Annotated in this window: 18 protein-coding genes and 1 pseudogene; 9 read left to right on the top strand and 10 right to left on the bottom strand. The window is 70.7% G+C overall.

The features are described from left to right. The 3 genes from zwf (at position 1) to pgl (ending at position 3,397) form a co-directional block, all read left to right on the top strand. Complete coding sequence (gene zwf / locus ACGFJ2_RS56320; protein WP_357958404.1) at positions 1-1,623, top strand: glucose-6-phosphate dehydrogenase; 1,623 nt, start codon at positions 1-3, stop codon at positions 1,621-1,623. Continuing rightward, a complete protein-coding gene (opcA, locus tag ACGFJ2_RS56315; RefSeq protein WP_357958402.1) occupies positions 1,623-2,537 on the top strand; it encodes a glucose-6-phosphate dehydrogenase assembly protein OpcA in 915 nt (304 codons plus the stop codon). The genes zwf and opcA overlap by 1 nt, the downstream gene beginning before the upstream one ends. 86 nt (positions 2,538-2,623) lie before the next feature. Then, positions 2,624-3,397, top strand: coding sequence for a 6-phosphogluconolactonase (gene pgl / locus ACGFJ2_RS56310; RefSeq protein WP_357656666.1), 774 nt, complete (start codon positions 2,624-2,626; stop codon positions 3,395-3,397). Positions 3,398-3,412: 15 nt separating this feature from the next. Here pgl and add read toward each other — a convergent pair whose 3' ends face one another. From add to ACGFJ2_RS56290, 4 genes are all read right to left on the bottom strand, one after another. Beyond that, positions 3,413-4,432, bottom strand: a complete 1,020-nt coding sequence (gene add, locus ACGFJ2_RS56305; RefSeq protein ID WP_393483172.1) for an adenosine deaminase — start codon at positions 4,430-4,432, stop codon at positions 3,413-3,415. 73 nt (positions 4,433-4,505) lie between these two features. Beyond that, a complete protein-coding gene (locus ACGFJ2_RS56300; protein WP_358195265.1) occupies positions 4,506-5,084 on the bottom strand; it encodes a TetR/AcrR family transcriptional regulator in 579 nt (192 codons plus the stop codon). A gap of 4 nt (positions 5,085-5,088) precedes the next feature. After that, positions 5,089-5,958, bottom strand: coding sequence for an oxidoreductase (locus ACGFJ2_RS56295; RefSeq protein ID WP_393483168.1), 870 nt, complete (start codon positions 5,956-5,958; stop codon positions 5,089-5,091). A 35-nt stretch (positions 5,959-5,993) separates the two neighbouring features. Further along, entirely contained in the window at positions 5,994-6,839 is an 846-nt protein-coding gene (locus tag ACGFJ2_RS56290; protein WP_393483165.1) for a hypothetical protein, read from the bottom strand. Between the two features lie 72 nt (positions 6,840-6,911). Between ACGFJ2_RS56290 and ACGFJ2_RS56285 the strand changes: the two are divergent. Next, positions 6,912-7,337: pseudogene (locus ACGFJ2_RS56285) on the top strand (Clp protease N-terminal domain-containing protein); the annotation flags it as partial. A 213-nt stretch (positions 7,338-7,550) separates the two neighbouring features. Here ACGFJ2_RS56285 and ACGFJ2_RS56280 read toward each other — a convergent pair. After that, positions 7,551-8,573, bottom strand: coding sequence for a GNAT family N-acetyltransferase (locus tag ACGFJ2_RS56280; RefSeq protein ID WP_357958392.1), 1,023 nt, complete (start codon positions 8,571-8,573; stop codon positions 7,551-7,553). A gap of 96 nt (positions 8,574-8,669) precedes the next feature. Here ACGFJ2_RS56280 and ACGFJ2_RS56275 point away from each other — a divergent pair, with 96 nt between their 5' ends. From ACGFJ2_RS56275 to ACGFJ2_RS56255, 5 genes are all read left to right on the top strand, one after another. Then, a complete protein-coding gene (locus tag ACGFJ2_RS56275) occupies positions 8,670-10,061 on the top strand; it encodes an NAD(P)/FAD-dependent oxidoreductase (RefSeq protein WP_393483162.1) in 1,392 nt (463 codons plus the stop codon). Positions 10,062-10,085: 24 nt separating this feature from the next. Then, on the top strand, positions 10,086-11,690 hold the full coding sequence (locus ACGFJ2_RS56270; protein ID WP_393483159.1) for an amidohydrolase: 1,605 nt from the start codon (positions 10,086-10,088) through the stop codon (positions 11,688-11,690). 82 nt (positions 11,691-11,772) lie between these two features. Beyond that, positions 11,773-12,228 carry a hypothetical protein gene (locus tag ACGFJ2_RS56265; RefSeq protein ID WP_363994473.1) on the top strand — a complete coding sequence of 152 codons (456 nt, stop codon included), beginning with the start codon at positions 11,773-11,775 and terminating at the stop codon, positions 12,226-12,228. A 27-nt stretch (positions 12,229-12,255) separates the two neighbouring features. Next, positions 12,256-12,966, top strand: coding sequence for a hypothetical protein (locus ACGFJ2_RS56260; protein WP_358195227.1), 711 nt, complete (start codon positions 12,256-12,258; stop codon positions 12,964-12,966). Beyond that, positions 12,959-14,662 (top strand): hypothetical protein, encoded by a 1,704-nt coding sequence (locus ACGFJ2_RS56255; protein WP_393483156.1) that lies wholly within the window; start codon positions 12,959-12,961, stop codon positions 14,660-14,662. Before ACGFJ2_RS56260 ends, ACGFJ2_RS56255 begins: the two co-directional genes overlap by 8 nt. A gap of 229 nt (positions 14,663-14,891) precedes the next feature. Here the strand turns inward: ACGFJ2_RS56255 and ACGFJ2_RS56250 are convergent, their stop codons facing one another. From ACGFJ2_RS56250 to gap, 5 genes are all read right to left on the bottom strand, one after another. Then, on the bottom strand, positions 14,892-15,236 hold the full coding sequence (locus ACGFJ2_RS56250) for an RNA polymerase-binding protein RbpA (protein WP_214636247.1): 345 nt from the start codon (positions 15,234-15,236) through the stop codon (positions 14,892-14,894). 68 nt (positions 15,237-15,304) lie between these two features. Next, on the bottom strand, positions 15,305-15,535 hold the full coding sequence (gene secG / locus ACGFJ2_RS56245) for a preprotein translocase subunit SecG (RefSeq protein WP_214636246.1): 231 nt from the start codon (positions 15,533-15,535) through the stop codon (positions 15,305-15,307). 99 nt (positions 15,536-15,634) lie between these two features. Continuing rightward, positions 15,635-16,417 carry a triose-phosphate isomerase gene (gene tpiA, locus ACGFJ2_RS56240; RefSeq protein WP_357958579.1) on the bottom strand — a complete coding sequence of 261 codons (783 nt, stop codon included), beginning with the start codon at positions 16,415-16,417 and terminating at the stop codon, positions 15,635-15,637. Next, on the bottom strand, positions 16,414-17,601 hold the full coding sequence (locus ACGFJ2_RS56235) for a phosphoglycerate kinase (protein ID WP_358195207.1): 1,188 nt from the start codon (positions 17,599-17,601) through the stop codon (positions 16,414-16,416). Before ACGFJ2_RS56235 ends, tpiA begins: the two co-directional genes overlap by 4 nt. Further along, positions 17,601-18,605 carry a type I glyceraldehyde-3-phosphate dehydrogenase gene (gene gap / locus ACGFJ2_RS56230; RefSeq protein WP_225291408.1) on the bottom strand — a complete coding sequence of 335 codons (1,005 nt, stop codon included), beginning with the start codon at positions 18,603-18,605 and terminating at the stop codon, positions 17,601-17,603. The genes ACGFJ2_RS56235 and gap overlap by 1 nt, the downstream gene beginning before the upstream one ends. Positions 18,606-18,733 lie beyond the last annotated feature (128 nt).

Raw genomic sequence — 18,733 nt, 5'->3', positions numbered from 1 at the left:
ATGAAAGACCCGGAAACACCCTCGGAGGAGGCGCTCGACTTTGAGGAGACGATCGCGGCCACGGTAGCCACCTCGGCCGCGGCCACCTCCACCACCTTGGAAGTGGCGGCCGCCAACCCGCTGCGCGATCCGCGCGACAAGCGGCTGCCCCGGGTGGCCGGACCGTGTGTGCTGGTGTTGTTCGGCGTGACGGGTGACCTGGCCAAGCGCAAGTTGCTGCCGGCGATCTACGACCTGGGCAACCGAGGGCTGCTGCCGCCCGGTTTCTCGCTGGTCGGGTTCGCCAGGCGTGACTGGAAGGACCAGGACTTCGCCCAGGTGACGCATGACGCCGTCAAGGCGCACGCCAGGACGCCCTTCCGTGAGGAGGTCTGGAAGCAGCTGCGCGAGGGCATCCACTTCGTGCCGGGCGAGTTCTCCGACGACGGCGCGTTCGACGCGCTGGCGATGGCCTTGAAGGAGATCGACGAGACCCGGGGCACCGGCGGCAACTATGCGTTCTATCTCTCCGTGCCGCCGAAGTTCTTCCCCGTCGTGGTGGAGCAGCTCAAGCGGACCGGCGTGTCCCAGGCGCCTCCCGGGTCGTGGCGGCGCGTGGTGATCGAGAAGCCGTTCGGGCACGACCTGAAGTCGGCGCACGAGCTGAACGAGATCACCACCTCGGCCTTCCCGGAGAGCTCGATCTTCAGGATCGACCACTACCTGGGCAAGGAGACCGTCCAGAACATCCTGGCCCTGAGGTTCGCCAACAACCTCTACGAGCCCATCTGGAACCGTAGCTTCGTCGACCACGTGCAGATCACCATGGCCGAGGACATCGGCATCGGCGGCCGGGCCGGCTACTACGATGGCATCGGCGCGGCCCGCGACGTGATCCAGAACCACCTGCTCCAGCTGCTCGCCCTGGTGGCGATGGAGGACCCGACGTCCTTCACCGCCTCCGCGCTGCGGCGGGAGAAGGAGAAGGTGCTCAAGGCCGTACAGCTGCCGTCGGACCTGGCGCTCAACACCGCGCGCGGGCAGTACGACGCGGGCTGGCAGGGCGGCGAGAAGGTCGTCGGCTACCTGCAGGAGGACGGCATCTCCGCCGACTCCACGACCGAGACCTACGCGGCCATCAAGCTGGAGATCGCCAACCGGCGCTGGGCGGGCGTGCCGTTCTACCTGCGCACCGGCAAGCGCCTCGGCCGCCGGGTCACCGAGGTGGCCGTGGTGTTCCAGCGGGCGCCGCACCTGCCCTTCAGCAAGGACGACACCGAGATCCTCGGCCAGAACGCGCTGGTCATCAGGGTCCAGCCGGACGAGGGCATCACCGTGCGGTTCGGCTCCAAGGTGCCGGGCACGGCCATGGAGGTACGTGACGTCTCGATGGACTTCGCCTATGGGGAGTCGTTCCTGGAGTCGTCCCCCGAGGCGTACGAGCGGCTGTTGCTCGACGTGATGATCGGCGACCCGCCGCTCTTCCCGCACCAGCGGGAGGTCGAGCTGTCGTGGAAGATCCTCGACCCGATCGAGGAGTTCTGGGCCACCCAGGGCCAGCCCGAGGGCTACCCGTCCGGTTCGTGGGGGCCGCCGTCGGCCGACGCGATGATGGGCGACGGCCGCGTATGGAGGAGACTCTGATGACCACCTTCATGCTCACCGACACGACAGCGGGGAAGATCTCCTCGCAGCTGACGCAGCTGCGCCACCAGATGGGCGCGCCCGCGGTCGGGATGGTGCTGACGCTGATCGTGGTCTGCGAGGAGCGCGACCAGTACGACTCGCTCCGCGCGGCCAGCGAGGCGGCGCGCGAGCACCCCTCGCGCATCATCGTGGTGATCAACCGCGAGCCCGACGAGACCAACCGGCTCGACGCGGAGCTGCGCATCGGCGAGTCCACGCCGGGCGAGGTGGTCGTGCTGCGGCTCTACGGCGAGCTGACCGAGCACGCCGACTCGGTGGTCAGCCCGCTGCTGCTGCCCGACACGCCGGTCGTGGCCTGGTGGCCGGGACTGGCGCCCGAGGTGATGTCCAAGGATCCGGTCGGGATGCTCGCCCAGCGCCGCATCTCCGACGCCAGGGGCTCGCGCGACGGCGGGGTCGAGTCGCTGGTGACCAGGGCCAAGGGCTACGCGCCCGGTGACACGGACCTGTCCTGGGCCCGGCTGACGCCGTGGCGCAGCCTGCTGGCGGCGGCCTTCGACCAGCCCACGGGCAAGGTGCGCAAGGGCACCGTGGAGGCGTCCCCGGGCAACCCCAGCGCGCCGCTGCTGGCCGCGTGGCTGTCCGAACGTCTCGGCGCGCCGGTCAAGGTGGCCGACTCCAACGGGCCCGGCCTGACCGCCGTCCGGCTCACGACGGCCGACGGCGTGCTGGCGGTGTGCAGGAGCGACGCCCGGCTGGCGACGCTGTCGCGGCCCGGCCAGCCGGACCGGAACGTGGCCCTGACCCGTCGGCAGACCGCCGAGCTGCTGGCCGAGGAGCTGCGGCGGCTCGACTCCGACGAGATCTACCAGGCGGCGGTCAAGCGGCTGGCCCGCTCGTACAAGTCCTGACGCCTCCTCCCACCGGTCGTGGCGGGCCCTGTCTTTGCGAGAGGGCGCGCACGGCCGGTGGGCACCGATCGTGAAAGAGTGAGTACGTGAGCGTTCCCAATGTGGTCGTCCATCGTGACGGCGACGTCCTGGCCAAGGCCGTGGCGGCGCGGATCATCACCCGGCTGGTCGACGTGCAGTCGGCCAAGGGGTCGGCGTCGCTGGTCCTGACCGGCGGCACGGTCGGCCACGCGACGCTGGCCGCGATCGCCGCCACGCCGGCGCGCGACGCGGTCGACTGGCACCACCTCGACATCTGGTGGGGCGACGAGCGCTTCCTGCCGACCGGCGACCCCGAGCGCAACGAGACGGGCGCCCGCAAGGCCCTGCTCGACCACGTCGACCTCGATCCCGACCGGGTGCACGTCATGGCCGGGCCCGACTCGGGGATGTCGGCGGAGGAGTCGGCCGAGGCCTACGCGGCCGAGCTGCGCAAGGCGGCCCGGCCCGAGGACCACGGCCCGGTGCCCGGATTCGACGTGATGCTGCTCGGCATCGGGCCCGACGCGCACGTGGCGTCGCTGTTCCCCGGGATGCCCGCCCTGTACGACACGCGGCCGGTCGTGGCCGTGCACGGCGCGCCCAAGCCGCCGCCCACGCGCATCTCCCTGACGCTGCCGACCATCCAGGCCTCGCGCGAGGTGTGGGTGGTGGCGGCGGGCGAGGAGAAGTCGGGTGCCGTACGCCTGGCGCTGTCCGACTCCGGGCCCGTGCAGGTGCCCGCGGCCGGGGCCAGGGGCCGGGTGCGGACGCTGTTCCTGCTCGACCGGACCGCCGCCGCCAAGCTCCCGCCAGGGTTGGGCCGCATCGCCTCTCCCTGAGTTTTCGTAGCGTCCTCAGTTGGTGAGCGCGTCGATCTCGGCCAGCAGGGCCTGCTTGCGCGCCGGCGGCAGGAAGGACGCGTTCACGCCGTTGCGAGCGAGCTGGGCCAGCTCCGGCTCGCCGAGGCCGAAGACGTGCGCGGCGACGCGATACTCGCCGGCCAGGGTGGTGGCGAACATGGGCGGGTCGTCGCTGTTCAGCGTGACGAACAGCCCCTCCTCCAGCAGCCTGGGCAGCGGGTGCTCCTCGATCCGGGCCACCTGTCCCGTACGGAGGTTGGAGGTCGGGCAGACGTCCAGCGGCAGTTGCGTCTCGCGCAGGTGAGCCACCAGGCGCGGGTCCTCCAGGCAGGAGATGCCGTGCCCGATGCGCTCGGCGCCCAGCCCCTCGATGACCTCCCACATGGTCTCGGGACCGGTCATCTCGCCGCCGTGCGGCACGCTGTGCAGGCCCGCCGCCCGCGCCGCCGCGAACGCGTCGCGGAAGACGTCACGGTACGGCGTCCGGCTCTGCTCGATCCCGGCCAGGCCGAAACCTACCAAAGCGGCGGGAGGTTGTTCCAAAGCGTGCATGACCGTGATCTTGGCCGCCTCCTCGCCGAACTGGCCGGGGAAGTCGAAGATGTAGGCCATCTCCACCCCGTGGTCGCTCTCCGACCGGCGGGCGGCCAGGTCGAGCGCCTCGGTGACCTCGCGCATGGGCATCCCGACGATGCTGTGGGCATATGGGGTGACCTGCAGCTCGGCGTAACGAGCGCCCTGGGAGGCCAGGTCGCGGGCCAGGCCGAGCACGAGGGCGGCGATGTCCTCCGGCTCCCGGACCAGCGCGTTGACGGCCTGGTACACCTGCGCGAAGTGGGGGAAGTCGCGGAAGGCGTAGAACGCCCGCAGCTCCTCCTCCGTGGTGGGAACCGGGCCGCCGGGGTGGCGGCGGGCCAGCTCCAGCACGGTGGGTACGGAGGCGGAGCCGACCAGGTGCACATGCAGCTCCACCTTGGGGAGCGCGTCGATGAAGGCGCCAATGGGGGTCGTCATGGCGACGACCCTAAGCTCGACTTTTCGCCTCAAGCCATGGCTTGAGGCGAAATATCACATAAGAATGTTAGGTTTACTGCGCCCAGGCGCGCACCAGCGGCAGCAGGACCTCGTCCACCGATTCCGCGACGAAGGACTCGTCGAACAGCGGTCCGAGGAAGATCATGCGGTGCCAGACCAGCGCCTCCGCCACCCCGAACAGGCGGCCGGGGTCCACGGGCCCCGGCAGGTCGCCGCGCTTCCTGGCCCGCTCCAGCAACGCCTCCACCCCGCCGAGGTCCTTGGCCGGCATGTGCTCGCGCAGCGTCCTGGCCAGCTCCTGGTGCGAGACCAGCGTCGAGGACAGCCCCATGATGAGCCCGTGCTTGCGCTCGACCGCGCCGCACAGGCCGCCGAGCACCGAGGCGAGGTCGCCGCGCAGCGAGCCGGTGTCCTCGGCGGCCGGCGTGTCCATGTCGAACCGGCGGCAGATGACGTCGACCACCAGCTCCGGCTTGCCCGCCCACCGGCGGTAGATGGTCGCCTTGCTGGCCTTGGCCCGCTTGGCGATCTGGTCGACCGACATACGGTCGTAGCCCATCTCGGACAGCAACTCCAGCGTCGCGTCGAGGATGGCCCGCTCCCGCTCGGGGTCGAGTGGTGGCACGTGCACGTCCTCAGCTGTAGGCGATCTCCTCGAATCGTACGCCGGTCAGCCGCGTGGAGACCTCCCACAGGTCGGCGGCGAGCTGCTCGGAACGGGCCGCCTCCGACGGCGTGAGCAGCTGGGTCTTGGGACCGACGAACTCCCCGCCGTGGATCTCCGGCGAGGTGGCCGCGTAGAGGGAGGACACCGCACCGGCCGCCGCGCTCTTCAGGAACAGCCCCACGAGGGGCTGTAGCGGCCCCACGCTGAAGAAGTTGGTGGCCGTGGCACCAGGATGGGTGGCAACGCTGACGAGGTCCACCTGGGCCCGCTGAGCGCGTCGTTGGAGTTCCAGGGTGAAGAGCAGGTTGGCCAGCTTGGAGCGGCCGTACGAGCTCATCTTCTTGTAACCGTGCTCCAGGCCCAGGTCGTCGAGGTCCAGCCTGCCCATCTTGTGCGCGTCGCTCGAGACGTTGACCACCCGCGCGCCGGGACGGGCCAGCAGCAGGGGCAGCAGCAGTCCGGTGAGCGCGAAGTGGCCCAGGTGGTTGGTGCCGAACTGCATCTCGAAGCCGTCACGGGTCAGCTGGCGCGGGATCATGCCGACGCCCGCGTTGTTGACCAGCAGGTCCACCCGATCGACGCCGGCCGCGAAGCTCCTGACCGAGGCGAGATCGGCCAGGTCCAGCGCGCCGTGCTCGACCTGGGCGCCGGGGACGGCCCGGCGGATCTCCTCGACGGCCGCGCCACCTTTAGCAGCCGAGCGGGTGGCGACGACGACGCGGGCGCCGTGCCTGGCGAGTTCGAGCGCGGTGGGCAGGCCGATGCCGCTGTTGGCGCCGGTCACGATGGCCGTCTTGCCGCTCAGGTCGGGCATGTCGGCGGGGGTCCAGGTTCTCATCGCCACTCCAGGTGTACGAAACCGTTTCGTACACCTTAACCTATGCGGTGCCGAGCGTGCCGCTCCTCCCGTTTGGCGACCTCCAGCCGCTGCGCACTCTCGGCGAGCCGCTTGCGGGCCTTGGCCAGCTTCCGCTCCAGCCCCGCGACCCGCTCGGCACGCTCGTCGTGCTCCTGTACGGCCTGTTCCAGGGCGGCGACCCACTCCCGGTGGGCGTCCAGCGCCTCCTGTCGTTCGGCGGCCTTCCTGGCTTCAGCCTCCGCCCGCCTCTTCGCCTCCGCCTCTTCTCGCTTCTCGGCCTCCGCGCGCTTCGCCTCCGCACTCTTGGCCGCCGCGCCCTTCGCCTCCGAGGCCGATTCGGCCGATGCTGTCGAGTCCGTCGGCTTCTTGGCGGGCTTGCCGCGCGGCGCCGCCGGGGCTGGGGCTGGGGCGAAGCCGCTGTAGCTGAGCGGCTTGGCCAGGCGGCCGCGCCGTACCTCCTCGGCGGCGCCCGCGTCCACGACGGCGGCGTCGAGCGTCTGCTCGGCCTCGGCCGCCGCGGCGGCCGACAGCCCGGCGTCCCGCCTGATCAGCCGGGACAGCCGTCCCGCCAGCTCGCCGCGCCGCCGGGTCAGCTCCGCCAGAGCCTCGGCGTCGTGCCTCTCCCACGCCTCGCGCAGCTCCTGCCCGAGCGCCAGCAGCTCCCCGAGGTCGTCCCGGTGCTCGCGGGCCAGCCGGTTCACGGCCGCCGCGGAGACCGTGGGTTTGCGCAGCCCGGCGATGTCGCGGGCCAGCCGTACGTCGCCCGCGTCCTTGGCGGCACGGGCCTCGGCGTCGCGCGCGGCGGTGAACTCGGACGGCGGGAGCCCGTACAGGCGACCGGCCACCTCGTCAAGATCCACACCTGTCAATTACCCCACATCCGCTGGTTTGTAGCGCATAGTGGAGACACGCCACCCGAACGGAGGCCTTCGGTGTTCGAGCGCTTCACTGACCGTGCCCGCCGGGTCGTCGTCCTCGCCCAGGAGGAGGCGCGGACGCTGAACCACGCCCACATCGGCACGGAGCACATCCTGCTCGGCCTCATCCACGAGGGCGAGGGCGTGGCGGGCCTGACACTCGACAGCTTCGGCATCGAGCTGGGGAGCGTGCGCGCCTTCGTCACCCGCGAGGTGGGCCAGGGCGACGAGGCGCCGAGCGGGCACATCCCGTTCACCCCGCGCGCCAAGAAGGTCCTGGAGCTCTCGCTGCGCGAGGCGCTGCAGTTGCGCCACAACTACATCGGCACCGAGCACATCCTGCTCGGGGTGATCAGAGAGGGCGAGGGGCTGGCCGCCCAGGCGATCGTGGACGCCGGCGTGGAGCTGGGCGAGCTGCGGCACCGCGTGCTCACCCGGCTCGGGCAGGGGACGAAGGACCGGCCGGCCGAGATGTTCTTCGCCGGCGGTATGGCGCTGGGCGAGCGGCTCACGCAGATCCAGGAGAGCCTCGAACGCATCGAGCGCCACCTGGGCATCCGGCAGCCGGACCAGGCGACGCCCGACGCGGAACCGGCAGAACAGGACTCCGGGCCGGACGAGGACGAGCGGGGCGAAGAGCGGGGCGAGAGCGCCTCAGGCTGACGCCATCGCGCAGACCGGCAGCCTGGCCTCGATCACGCCCGGGTCCTCGGTGTAGCCGAGTGTGGCGCCCAGCGACAGCAGCAGCCGCCGCATCCGTACGTTGTCGGACAGCATCGTGGCCCTGACCTCGGCGTAACCGAGATCGCGCGCCTCGCGCACCAGTGTCCTGGCCAGCTCCGTGCCCAGACCGCGCCCCTGCCAGCGGTCCTCGACCAGGAAGGCCATCTCGGCGATGCCCGGATCGGGGGTGAACATCAGGGAGGCCATGGCCACCACCTGGCCGTCGTGCCCGGCGACGATCGAGCGGCCGCGGCTGCGGTCGCAGAGCCGGTCGAACATCCGCGGCGGCAGCTCGGGCATCGAGGTGAAGTAGCGGAACCGGCGCGCCTCGGGTGAGCACCTGTCGTGCAGGTCGCGGACGGCCTCGCGGTAGATCGAGGTGAGCGGCCGGACCGTGACCTCCTCGCCGTCGGCCAGCTTGACCGTGGGGTCGGCGGCGTCCTGCTCGACCGGCGGTTGCGCGAGCCGGACGAAGGAGGCGGCCCGAGCGGCCTCGGTCAGGGTGAAGGGCAGCTCGGCACGGCGCAGCCGGACGGCGCGCCTGGGTGCGACGGGCACCACGAGCAGGGTCGGGTCGGGAAGATCACTCACCGCTTCACCATAGATCCACCTGGCATCGTCGGCGCGCAGCAACTCGGCCAGGAACTCCGGCAGCCGCCACGGCATCGACCGCAGCCGGGAGGCCAGCAGCAGCGCGCGGGTGGGCTCGTCGGTCAGCTCGTGCGCCGTCGCCGGGACCACCTGGACGCGGCGGCCACCGGCCTCCTCCAGGGCCGCACGCACGGCCTCGGGCGCGGCGGGGATGTCGGCGACGAACTCGTCGACGGTGCCGTCCGCGTCCGACTGGACGCTCAGGCCGAGGATGTTGCCGCCCCTGTCCGCCAGGGCCGCGGCCAGGGAGGCCAGTCGTCCCGGACGCTCGTCCACCGTCGTGCGAATGCGCAAGAATCCCATAGGAAGAGGATGCCGGGGAGGTGTTACCTGGCCGCTAACGCCGTGTTTCGAATGCGAGTTTCGTAGCTAGATGCGGCGTATAGGAGGATACCGGCCATGAACGCGCATGTCTCCCTGTCGTCCGGATTCGTGAACGGCGACGTCTCCTTCTGGTACCGCTCCTCCGGCGTGCCGGCCCCTGGTCCGCGACTCGACGGCGACCTCCAGGCGGACGTGGCGATCGTCGGCGCGGGCTACACGGGGCTGTGGACCGCGTACTACCTCAAGCAGGCCCAGCCGTCGCTGAACGTCGTGGTGCTGGAGAAGGACTTCGCCGGGTTCGGGGCCTCGGGGCGCAACGGCGGCTGGCTGACCGGCGACCTGGCCGGCTCGCATCAGCGCTACGCCAGGACGCACGGGGTGGAGGGGGCGCGGCGGCTGCAGCGCGAGATGTACGCCTCGATCGACGAGGTGATCCAGGTCTGCGAGAAGGAGGGCATCGACGCCGACGTCGTCAAGGGCGGCGTGGTCAACGTGGCCCGCACTCCCTCTCAGGCGGCCCGCCTGCGGGCCTCGGTGTCGGCCGCCCGCGCCTGGGGCATCGAGGAGGCGGACCTGCGGCTGGTCGATCCCGCCGAACGGCTGCGGGTGGCGGGGGCCGTGGCCGCCTCCTGGAGTCCGCACTGCGCGCGGGTCCAGCCCGCCAAGCTGGTACGAGGGCTGGCACGCGCCGTACGGGAGCTCGGGGTGACCGTCTACGAGCGGACGCCCGTCACGGAGATCGCCCCGGGGCTGGCCGTGACGCCGTTCGGGACGGTCCGGGCGCGCCACGTGCTCCGCGCGACCGAGGGGTTCACCTCGCGGCTGAAGGGCCTGCGGCGGCAGTGGCTGCCGATGAACAGCTCGCTGATCGTCACCGAGCCGCTGCCCGCCTCGTTCTGGGAGACGGTCGGCTGGGCGGGGTCCGAGCTGCTCGGGGACATGGCCCATTACTACATGTACGCGCAGCGGACCGCCGACGACCGCATCGCCTTCGGAGGGCGCGGCCGGCCGTACCTGTACGGCTCGCGGGTCGACGCCAGGGGGCACACGCACGAGCAGACGGTCGAGGCGCTCTGGCGGCTGCTGATCGACTTCTTCCCCGCCGCGGCGTCCTCCTCGGTGGCGCACGCGTGGTCGGGAGTCCTGGGGGTGCCGCGCGACTGGTGCTCGACCGTGCACGTGGACCCGGCCACCGGCCTGGGCTGGGCGGGCGGCTACACCGGGCACGGGGTGACGACGGCCAACCTGGCCGGCCGGACGATGCGGGACCTCGTCCTGGGCGAGCGGACCGCGCTGACGGAGCTGCCGTGGGTGGGCCGCCGGGTGCGGGCCTGGGAGCCGGAGCCGCTGCGCTGGCTGGGGGTGCACGCGATGTACCGGTTGTACCGGGTGGCGGACCACCGGGAGCAGTCGATGCCGGGCACGTCCGTACTGGCCCGCATGGCCGATCTGATCACCGGCCACTGAATCACGTTGAGATTGGGGAGCACTATGAACACGCTCTTTCGAGGGGGACGGGTCTTCACCGCGAAGACCGGCTTCGCCGAGGCCGTGCTGGTCCGCGACGGCGTGATCGCCGCCGTTGGCGACGAGCGGGACCTGGTACGGCTGGCGCCGGGGCACGAGACCGTGGACCTGGACGGGGGTCTGCTGGTGCCCGGGTTCACCGATGCGCATGTGCATCCGGTACAGGCGGGCCTGGAGCGCGCCAAGTGCGACCTATCCGAAATTTACGGACTCGATGCCTATTTGGCGAAGATCGCTGACTATGCGGCGAAAAATCCTGAAAAAGAGTGGATTGATGGCGGCGGGTGGGACATGTCGGCCTTCCCGGGTGGGCTGCCGCACCGCGACCAGCTCGCCTTCGCCGACCGGCCCGTCTACCTCATCCAGCGCGACCATCATGCCGCCTGGGTCAACGCCCGTGCCCTGGAGCTGGCCGGCGTCACCGCAGACACCCCCGACCCCGCCGACGGCCGCATCGAACGCGACGCCGACGGCACGCCCAGCGGCGTCCTGCACGAGGGCGCGATGGACCTCGTCGGCCTCCTCACCCCGCGCCCCTCCCCTCTCGACCTGGACCGGGCGCTGGCGGATGCCGAGCGCTACCTGTTCTCGCTCGGCATCACCGGCTGGCAGGACGCCATCGTGGGCTCCTACGCGGGCTCGGTGGACCAGCTTCCCACCTACCTGTCGGCGGCCGGCTCCGGCAGGCTACGGGCCCGCGTGGTGGGCGCGCTGTGGTGGGACCGTACCCGTGGCCTCGACCAGATCGACGACCTGACCGCGCGCCGCGCCTCGGCGGAGGGGCTGGACCGGTTCCGCGCGACCTCGGTGAAGATCATGCAGGACGGCATCACCGAGAACTTCACCGCCGCGACGCTGGAGCCCTACTGCCTCTGCGGCGGCACGGGCCTGTCCTACGTCGACCCGGACAAGCTCAGGACGTACGTGGCCGAGCTGGACCGCCTCGGCTTCCAGGCGCACGTCCACGCGATCGGCGAACGGGCCGTACGCGAGGCGCTGGACAGTTTCGAGGGCACCTCGCCCGCCAACCGGCACCACATCGCGCACCTGCAGATCATCGAGCCGTCGGACGTGCCCCGCTTCGCCGCGCTCGGCGTGACGGCCAACCTGCAGCCGCTCTGGGCGACCCACCACGCGCAGATGGACGAGCTGACGCTGCCGTTCCTGGGCGAGCCCCGCTCCTCGTGGCAGTACCCCTTCGCCGACCTGCTCTCCCACGGGACGCGGTTCTGCGCGGGCAGCGACTGGCCGGTGTCGAGCGCCGACCCGCTGCAGGGCATGCACGTGGCCGTCAACCGTACGGAGCCCGGCAGCTCGGTGCACGCCGGCTACCCCACGGCACAGACGCCGTTCCTGCCCGGCCAGCGCCTCGACCTGGCGACCGCGCTGACCGCGTACACGGCCGGTTCGGCCTGGATCAACCGTTCCCCCGCCGGGGTGATCGCACCGGGCCGCCCGGCGGACCTCGTCGTCCTGGACCGCGACCCGTTCACGCTGCCGGAGCGCGACATCTGGACCACCGGGGTACGCATGACGTTCGTGGACGGCGTCGCCGTACACGAAAGGTAGGCCAGGGTGGGTGCGCGATCCGGCGCTACGGAACGCGCACCCTTCCCGCGTACGGTCGCCTCCGACACAAGTGGAGGCTGACATGGTGATGCGGCGAACGTGGGCCGTCGCGGCGCTCGCCTGCGCGATGACGGTGACCATTCCCGGCGTCGCACAGGCGACGACCCAGAGCGGCAGGGACGTGGTGATCACGTCCAGGCGCGGCTGGCAGGACACCGGGATCTACGTGTACGCGGGCGACCGCGTCCGGGTCGCGCAGGTGGGCGGCAGCTGGACGGTCGACAACAACTCCTTCCCGTGGGTGGGCGCCGACGGCTACGACTGGGACACCGACTCGCACATCTACCAGGGCTGCAAGATCCACGACAGCTCCCCCTACGGCAGGCTCCTGTCCCGGATCAACGGCGGCTCGCGTGCCCTGGGCGCGCACCGGAGCTGGCGGGCCGGTTCCGGTGGCCGGCTGTTCATGAGGATCAACGATCAGAACCGCTGCCTCGGTGACAACGCGGGCGCGCTGATCATCAGGATCTGGCACTAGCCATCAGGTCGGGAGTGTAATGACCGTGTGACGGGGACACACGGCAAGCGCGTGGTCGTCGTGGACGACGACGACATCAGCCGCACCGGCATCGTCGCCATCCTGTCCGCGACGCCGGGTGTGGAGGTGATCGCGGGACTCGATCATCGGGCGGCGGCCGGCTGGTCGTACGAGGGCGTCGACGTCGTGCTGGTGGACGCCGCCGACGAGCGCAGCCCCGACGACCACTTCCCCGGTGTGGCGGTCGTGGAGGCCGTCCGCCGCGTCCGGAGCCGTCAGCAGACCACGGTCATCGTGCTCACCGGACACTTCCTCGACGGCGCGGTCCGGCGGCGCATGCGGGAGGCCAGGGCCGACTACTTCTACCACCGCAGCCAGCTCGGGGACGCGGCCCGCCTGCGCGCCGCCGTACTCCAACCGTCTGGGGGCGTGCCCGGCCCCGCCGATCCCGAAGAGGAGATCAGGCTCGGCGTCTCCCCCGTCAGCCGGGTCAACGCGGCCGTGGCGCACGCGCTGGCGGAGCACCTGCCGGAACGGCTGGGCGAGCGGGTCAGTCCCCGGTCGCGGGCCTGGATCCGGTTACGGGAGCGGTTCAACCGGCAGGCCCGGCTCGCGCCGACGACCTCCGACGGCCGCGCTCCGGACCGCACCCAGTCACTGCCGTCGCTGCCACAGATCGCCCGCTTCCTGACCTGGGCGACAAGAGTGAAAACACCCCCACCGCCACCGGATGAATGAATCGCTCAGGGGCGCTACGCGGTCCACCTCGTTCACCGCCGTCCGTCTCTTCCTCAACCTGCGGCTGGCCTCGCGGGTGACGATCTGCGTGACCCTCTGGGAGCCCCTCACGCCACCCGTGGCGCTGCTCACCCTGCTCGCCTCGTGCCTGTACGACGTGCTGGTCTTCCGCGCCCTCAGACGCCACGGCATCCCCGTCCCGGTACGGCTGGCGCTGGACGTCGCCGACGTGGCCGTCTGGTCCGCGCTGGCCGGCGACCCGATCGACGCCCCCGCCCTGCTGGCCGCACCCCTGGCCTACGAGCTGGCCTTGGCGCACGGCTGGACGGCGCTGGCCGTACCGCTCACGTCGGGCGCGGTGGCCAACGTGGCACTGGCCGTGGCGGGCTGGTCGTACAGTCCCGCGCCCCTTCTCTGGCCCGCCGGCGGCGTGGCGGGCGGTGTGTTCATCGGCCGCTACCTGCGCGGGCGGCTGCGGCAACGGCTGCGCGTGGCCGCGGCGGAACGTCAGGCGGCCAGGAGCCGCGCCGAGCTGGCCGGTCGGCACAGCGTGGCCATGGGCGCCGACACCGTGGTGGACCTGCTGACCCGTACCTGGCCGCTGCTGGCGGGACCGGGCCGCCAGGTGGCGTCGCCTCTGTCGGCCTGGCGGCAGCGGCTGGCGGAGGAGACGGCCGATCACGCCGAGTACCTGGCGGTCGCGTTGCTGCGCTGGGAGCAGCGCCACAACCTGGCCAGCCCGGACCTCTCCCGCGACGTGGAGTTCCGTCCCACGGACGAGAGCGGCTCGCTGCTGCTCTCCCCCGCCCAGACGGCCGCCCTGCACGACGCCCTGGTACGTCTGGCGCCCACGGGCTCGCTCACCGTCACCGCGGACGAGCCACGGCCGCTCGGGCGACGGCAGGAACTGCGGATCGGCTCCAGGAAAGTGGTCCTGCCGGAGGACGCCCGCCCGAACACTCCGCCGTTCGACGCGGGACCGATCGCCATCGCCCTCGGCGCCGTCGGCTCGCTCAGCCACTCGTGGCGCGACATGGACGGCGTGCCGCTCCCGGCCTGCGCGGCCCTCACGGTGACCGGGCTGCTGGTCGCCTTGTGGGCGCACCGGCGCGTCCTCGCCCGTGGCACGGCGGCACACGCGCGGGTGCTGGCCGCGGGACTCTGCTTCGGCGCCGTGGACGCGCTGGTCTCGACGTCCCTCATGCGGACGATGGCCGCCGGCGGGCTCACCCGGATGCCGTTCCTGCACGCGATGCTCTTCGCCGTCCCGCTGACGGTCATGTACTGGCGCGACCTGGGGCTGGGACGCCGGATCGCGGCCGTGGCGTCGGTGGCGTCGATCCTGTGCGTCTGCGTGTGGCTGCTGCCCGTACCGCTGCACTGGGCCGACCTGGCGGGACTGGTATGGCCGCTGGCGTTCACGATCGGCGCCTCGGCGGTGCGCGACCTGCTGGACCTGGACACCAGCGGGGTGGACCACGAACTGACCGCCGAACACGCGGCGGCGGTGCGCGAGGGCTACCTCAGCGGCCGGGCCGACGTGCTGCGACTGGTGGAACAGGTCACGGACGAGGCCGCCCACCGCCTGAGCGCGGACCGGGACTCGCTCGACCCGCGTTTCCTCCCGGAGATCGAACGCCGCCTGTCTCAGGTCCGCGACCGCGTCTCAGCCCTACGGCACCAGCCAGATCCCTGACCACTCCACAGAGCCCGGCACCCCGAACCCGCCAACCCCCCCAGCATCCCGCGCACCCCACGGATCCGGCACCCCGCCAAACCCACGACGCAGGTGGCCGCCCATGGCACCGCCGAACCCCATCCGGTGAAACCCGGGGGTCGCCCGTGACGGCCCACGCCACGAACAGCGAAGGACCCCGGCGCAGTGTGCCGGGGTCCTTCGGAGATAACTCTGAGCTAACAAGGTCCTACCAGGGGGACTTGTTGTTGCGCAGACGCTCCAGCGCTTCCTCGAGGATCGCCTTGCCGTCCTTGTCGCTCCTGCGCTCCTTCACATAAGCCAGGTGCGTCTTGTACGGCTCGTTCCGGGGCGGGGCAGGCGGGGCCTGCTCGTCCTGGCCGGCCGGGAGGCCGCAGCGCGGGCAGTCCCACATTTCGGGCACCGCCGCATCGCTGGCGAAGCTGGGCCGCGTCTCATGCATGTTGGCGCACCAGAACGAGACCCGCACTCTCGGAGCTGCCTCGCCGCGCTCGGCCTCCCCCATCGGGCCGGCGCCGACACGGCTGCCACGGATCGCGTTGCCACTACCCACGGATGAACTCCTCGCTCGATCGCCCCGTGACACACGGGGGGAGAATCACTGTCACGCGTCAATCTGACTCAGGGCCGCAGAAGCAGACCCAGAGCGATGATGCAGACGAACCAGACGGTGCCCGTGATCACGGTCAACCGGTCGAGGTTACGCTCCACCACCGAGGAACCACCGAAGTTCGACGAGAAACCGCCGCCGAACATGTCAGACAGGCCACCACCCTTGCCCTTGTGGAGCAGGACGAGCAGGATCATGAGACAGCTCGCCAGGATGAGGGCGATGGAGATTCCGATTTCCACGGTATGCCTAGTCCTTCAATGCTCTGTCACGCGTGACGATTCAAACTTGCTTCTAGAGGGTACGGCTTGTTGTCAAGTCGCACCCCCGGAACGACTCAGTTAGCCAGACATATCGGAGAAACGGCAGATCTTAACGAACTCCCCGGCATCGATGCTGGCACCGCCCACGAGCGCGCCGTCGATATCGGGTTGAGCCATGATCCCAGCGATGTTGCCTGACTTGACCGACCCTCCGTAAAGGATACGTACTGCGGAGGCCACTTCGGGGTCGTACAGCTCAGCGAGTCTTCCTCGCAGCGCCGCGCAGACCTCCTGGGCGTCCTCGGGAGTGGCCACCTCGCCGGTGCCGATCGCCCACACCGGCTCGTAGGCCACTACCATCGATTGTGCCTGCTCAGCGGAGACTTTGCGCAGTCCGCCGTCAAGCTGAGCCAGGCAATGTGAAACCTGCTCGCCCGCCTGGCGCACGGGCAGGCCCTCGCCGACGCACAGGATCGGCGTGAGCGAGTGGCGGAACGCGGCGTGCACCTTGGCGTTGACCAGGTCGTCGTCCTCGCTGTGATACTGCCGCCGCTCCGAGTGGCCGGCCAGGACGAACGTGCAGTTCAGCTTGGCCAGCATCGCGCCCGAGATCTCGCCGGTGTAGGCGCCCGCCTCGTGCTGGGACAGGTCCTGGGCGCCGTAGACGATGCGCAGCTTGTCGCCGTCGACGAGCGTCTGGACGCTGCGCAGGTCGGTGAACGGCGGCAGGACGGCTATCTCCGCCTTGTCGAAGTCCTTGTCGGTGAACGCGAAGGCGAGCTTCTGGACCAGCGAGATGGCCTCAAGGTGGTTGAGGTTCATCTTCCAGTTGCCGGCGAAAAGCGGCTTTCTCACGGTCAGTCCTCCAGGGCGGCGAGTCCGGGCAGGGTCTTGCCCTCGAGATATTCCAGGCTCGCGCCACCACCGGTGGAAATGTGCGAGAAGCCGTCTTCGGGCAGGTCGAACTTGCGTACGGCAGCCGCCGAGTCGCCGCCGCCGACCACCGTCAGGGCGTCGGCCCCGATCAGCGCCTCGGCCACGGCCCGGGTGCCGCCGGAGAACGCGTCGAACTCGAAGACGCCCATGGGGCCGTTCCAGAAGATGGTCTTGGCGTCGGCCAGCTTGGCCGCGAACAGCTCACGGGTCCTGGGACCGATGTCGAGCCCCTCACGGTCGGCCGGGATCGCCGTGGCCTCGACCACGTCGTGCGGCGCGTCCTCGGCGAAGCCGGTCGCGGCCAGCACATCGACGGGCAGCACGAGATCGACACCGCGCTCGGCGGCCTCGTTGAGGAAGCCGCGCACCTGGTCGAGCTGGTCCTCCTGGAGCAGCGACTTGCCGACCTCATAGCCCTGGGCCTTGAGGAAGGTGTAGGCCATGCCGCCGCCGATCAGCAGCCGGTCGACCTTGGCCAGCAGGTTGGCGATGACGCCGAGCTTGTCGGAGACCTTGGCGCCGCCCAGCACCACCACGTAGGGGCGCTCGGTGTCCTCGGTGAGCCTCCTGAGCACCTCCAGCTCGGCCACGATGAGCTTGCCCGCCGCGTGCGGCAGCAGCCGGGGCACGTCGTAGACGCTGGCGTGCTTGCGGTGGACCGCGCCGAAGCCGTCGCCGACGTAGAGCTCGGCGAGCCCCGCCAGCTTCTCGGCGAACGCCCCGCGCTCCGCCTCGTCCTTGGACTCCTCGCCCGCCTCGAACCGGAGGTTCTCCAGCAGGGCGACCTGGCCCTCCTCCAGCGCGTCGGCGACGCCCTGGGCGCTGTCACCGACCACGTCGGTGGCGAAGGCCACGTCCTCGCCGAGCAGCTCGGCGAGGCGCTCGGCGACCGGCTTCAGCGAGAGGCCGGGGTTGGGGCGCCCCTTGGGGCGGCCCAGGTGAGCGCAGACGACGACCTTCGCGCCCGCGCCGGTCAGCGCCTTGATCGTCGGCACCGACGCGCGGATGCGGCCGTCGTCGGTGATCGTCTCACCGTCGAGTGGGACGTTGAGGTCGGCGCGCACGAGCACGCGCCGACCCTTCACATCGAGATCGTCGAGCGTACGCATCAGAGGTCCGCGCCCACCAACTGGATGAGGTCGACGAGGCGGTTGGAGAAGCCCCACTCGTTGTCGTACCAGCCGACGACCTTGACCTGGTTGCCGATGACCTTGGTCAGGCCGGCGTCGAAGATGCAGGAGGCCGGGTCGGTGACGATGTCGCTGGAGACGATCTCGTCCTCGGTGTAGCTGAGCACGCCCTTGAGCGCCCCCTCGGCGGCGGCCTTGTACGCGGCGTTGACCTCTTCGACGGTCACGTCACGGGAGACCTCGACGGTCAGGTCGGTGGCCGAGCCCGTGGGGATCGGCACGCGCATCGCGAACCCGTCGAGCTTGCCCTTGAGCTCGGGCAGCACCAGGCCGATGGCCTTGGCGGCGCCGGTCGAGGTGGGCACCACGTTGACGGCGGCGGCGCGGGCGCGGCGCAGGTCCTTGTGCGGGCCGTCCTGCAGGTTCTGGTCCTGTGTGTAGGCGTGGATGGTGGTCATCAGGCCCTTCTCGATGGTGAAGGCGTCGTTCAGGACCTTCGCCAGCGGAGCCAGGCAGTTGGTGGTGCAGGAGGCGTTGGAGATGATCGTGTGCTTGGCGGCGTCATAGGTGTTGTCGTTGACACCCATCACGATTGTGACGTCTTCGTTCTTCGCCGGGGCGGAGATGATGACCTTCTTGGCGCCGTTGTCGGCGTGCACCTTGGCCTTGGCCGCGTCGGTGAACAGGCCGGTCGACTCCAGCACCACGTCGACGCCGAGGTCGCCCCAGGGCAGCTTGGCCGGGTCGCGCTCCTCGAAGACCTTGATCGTCTTGCCGTCGACGGTGATCTCGTCGCCGGAGACCTTCACCTCGTACGGCAGGCGGCCGAGGATGCTGTCGTACTTCAGCAGATGGGCGAGCGTCGCGTTGTCGGTCAGGTCATTGACCGCAACGATCTCGATGTCCTTGCCACTGGCGGCCACCGCACGCCAGAAGTTGCGACCGATGCGGCCGAAGCCGTTGACGCCTACGCGGATGCTCACGGGAACCGATCTCCTCGTACGTGATGGCGAGCTAAAAACCTCAATGCCAAACCCTATCGGAACCAAATTGGTTTAGACCACTCGACTCCCCCTACCGTGAATCCGCGATCAGGCGGCGTAATTTGTGA

Source organism: Nonomuraea sp. NPDC049028, from assembly GCF_043197735.1.
GTDB lineage: Bacteria > Actinomycetota > Actinomycetes > Streptosporangiales > Streptosporangiaceae > Nonomuraea.
This window is presented reverse-complemented; position numbering and strand designations above follow the sequence as displayed.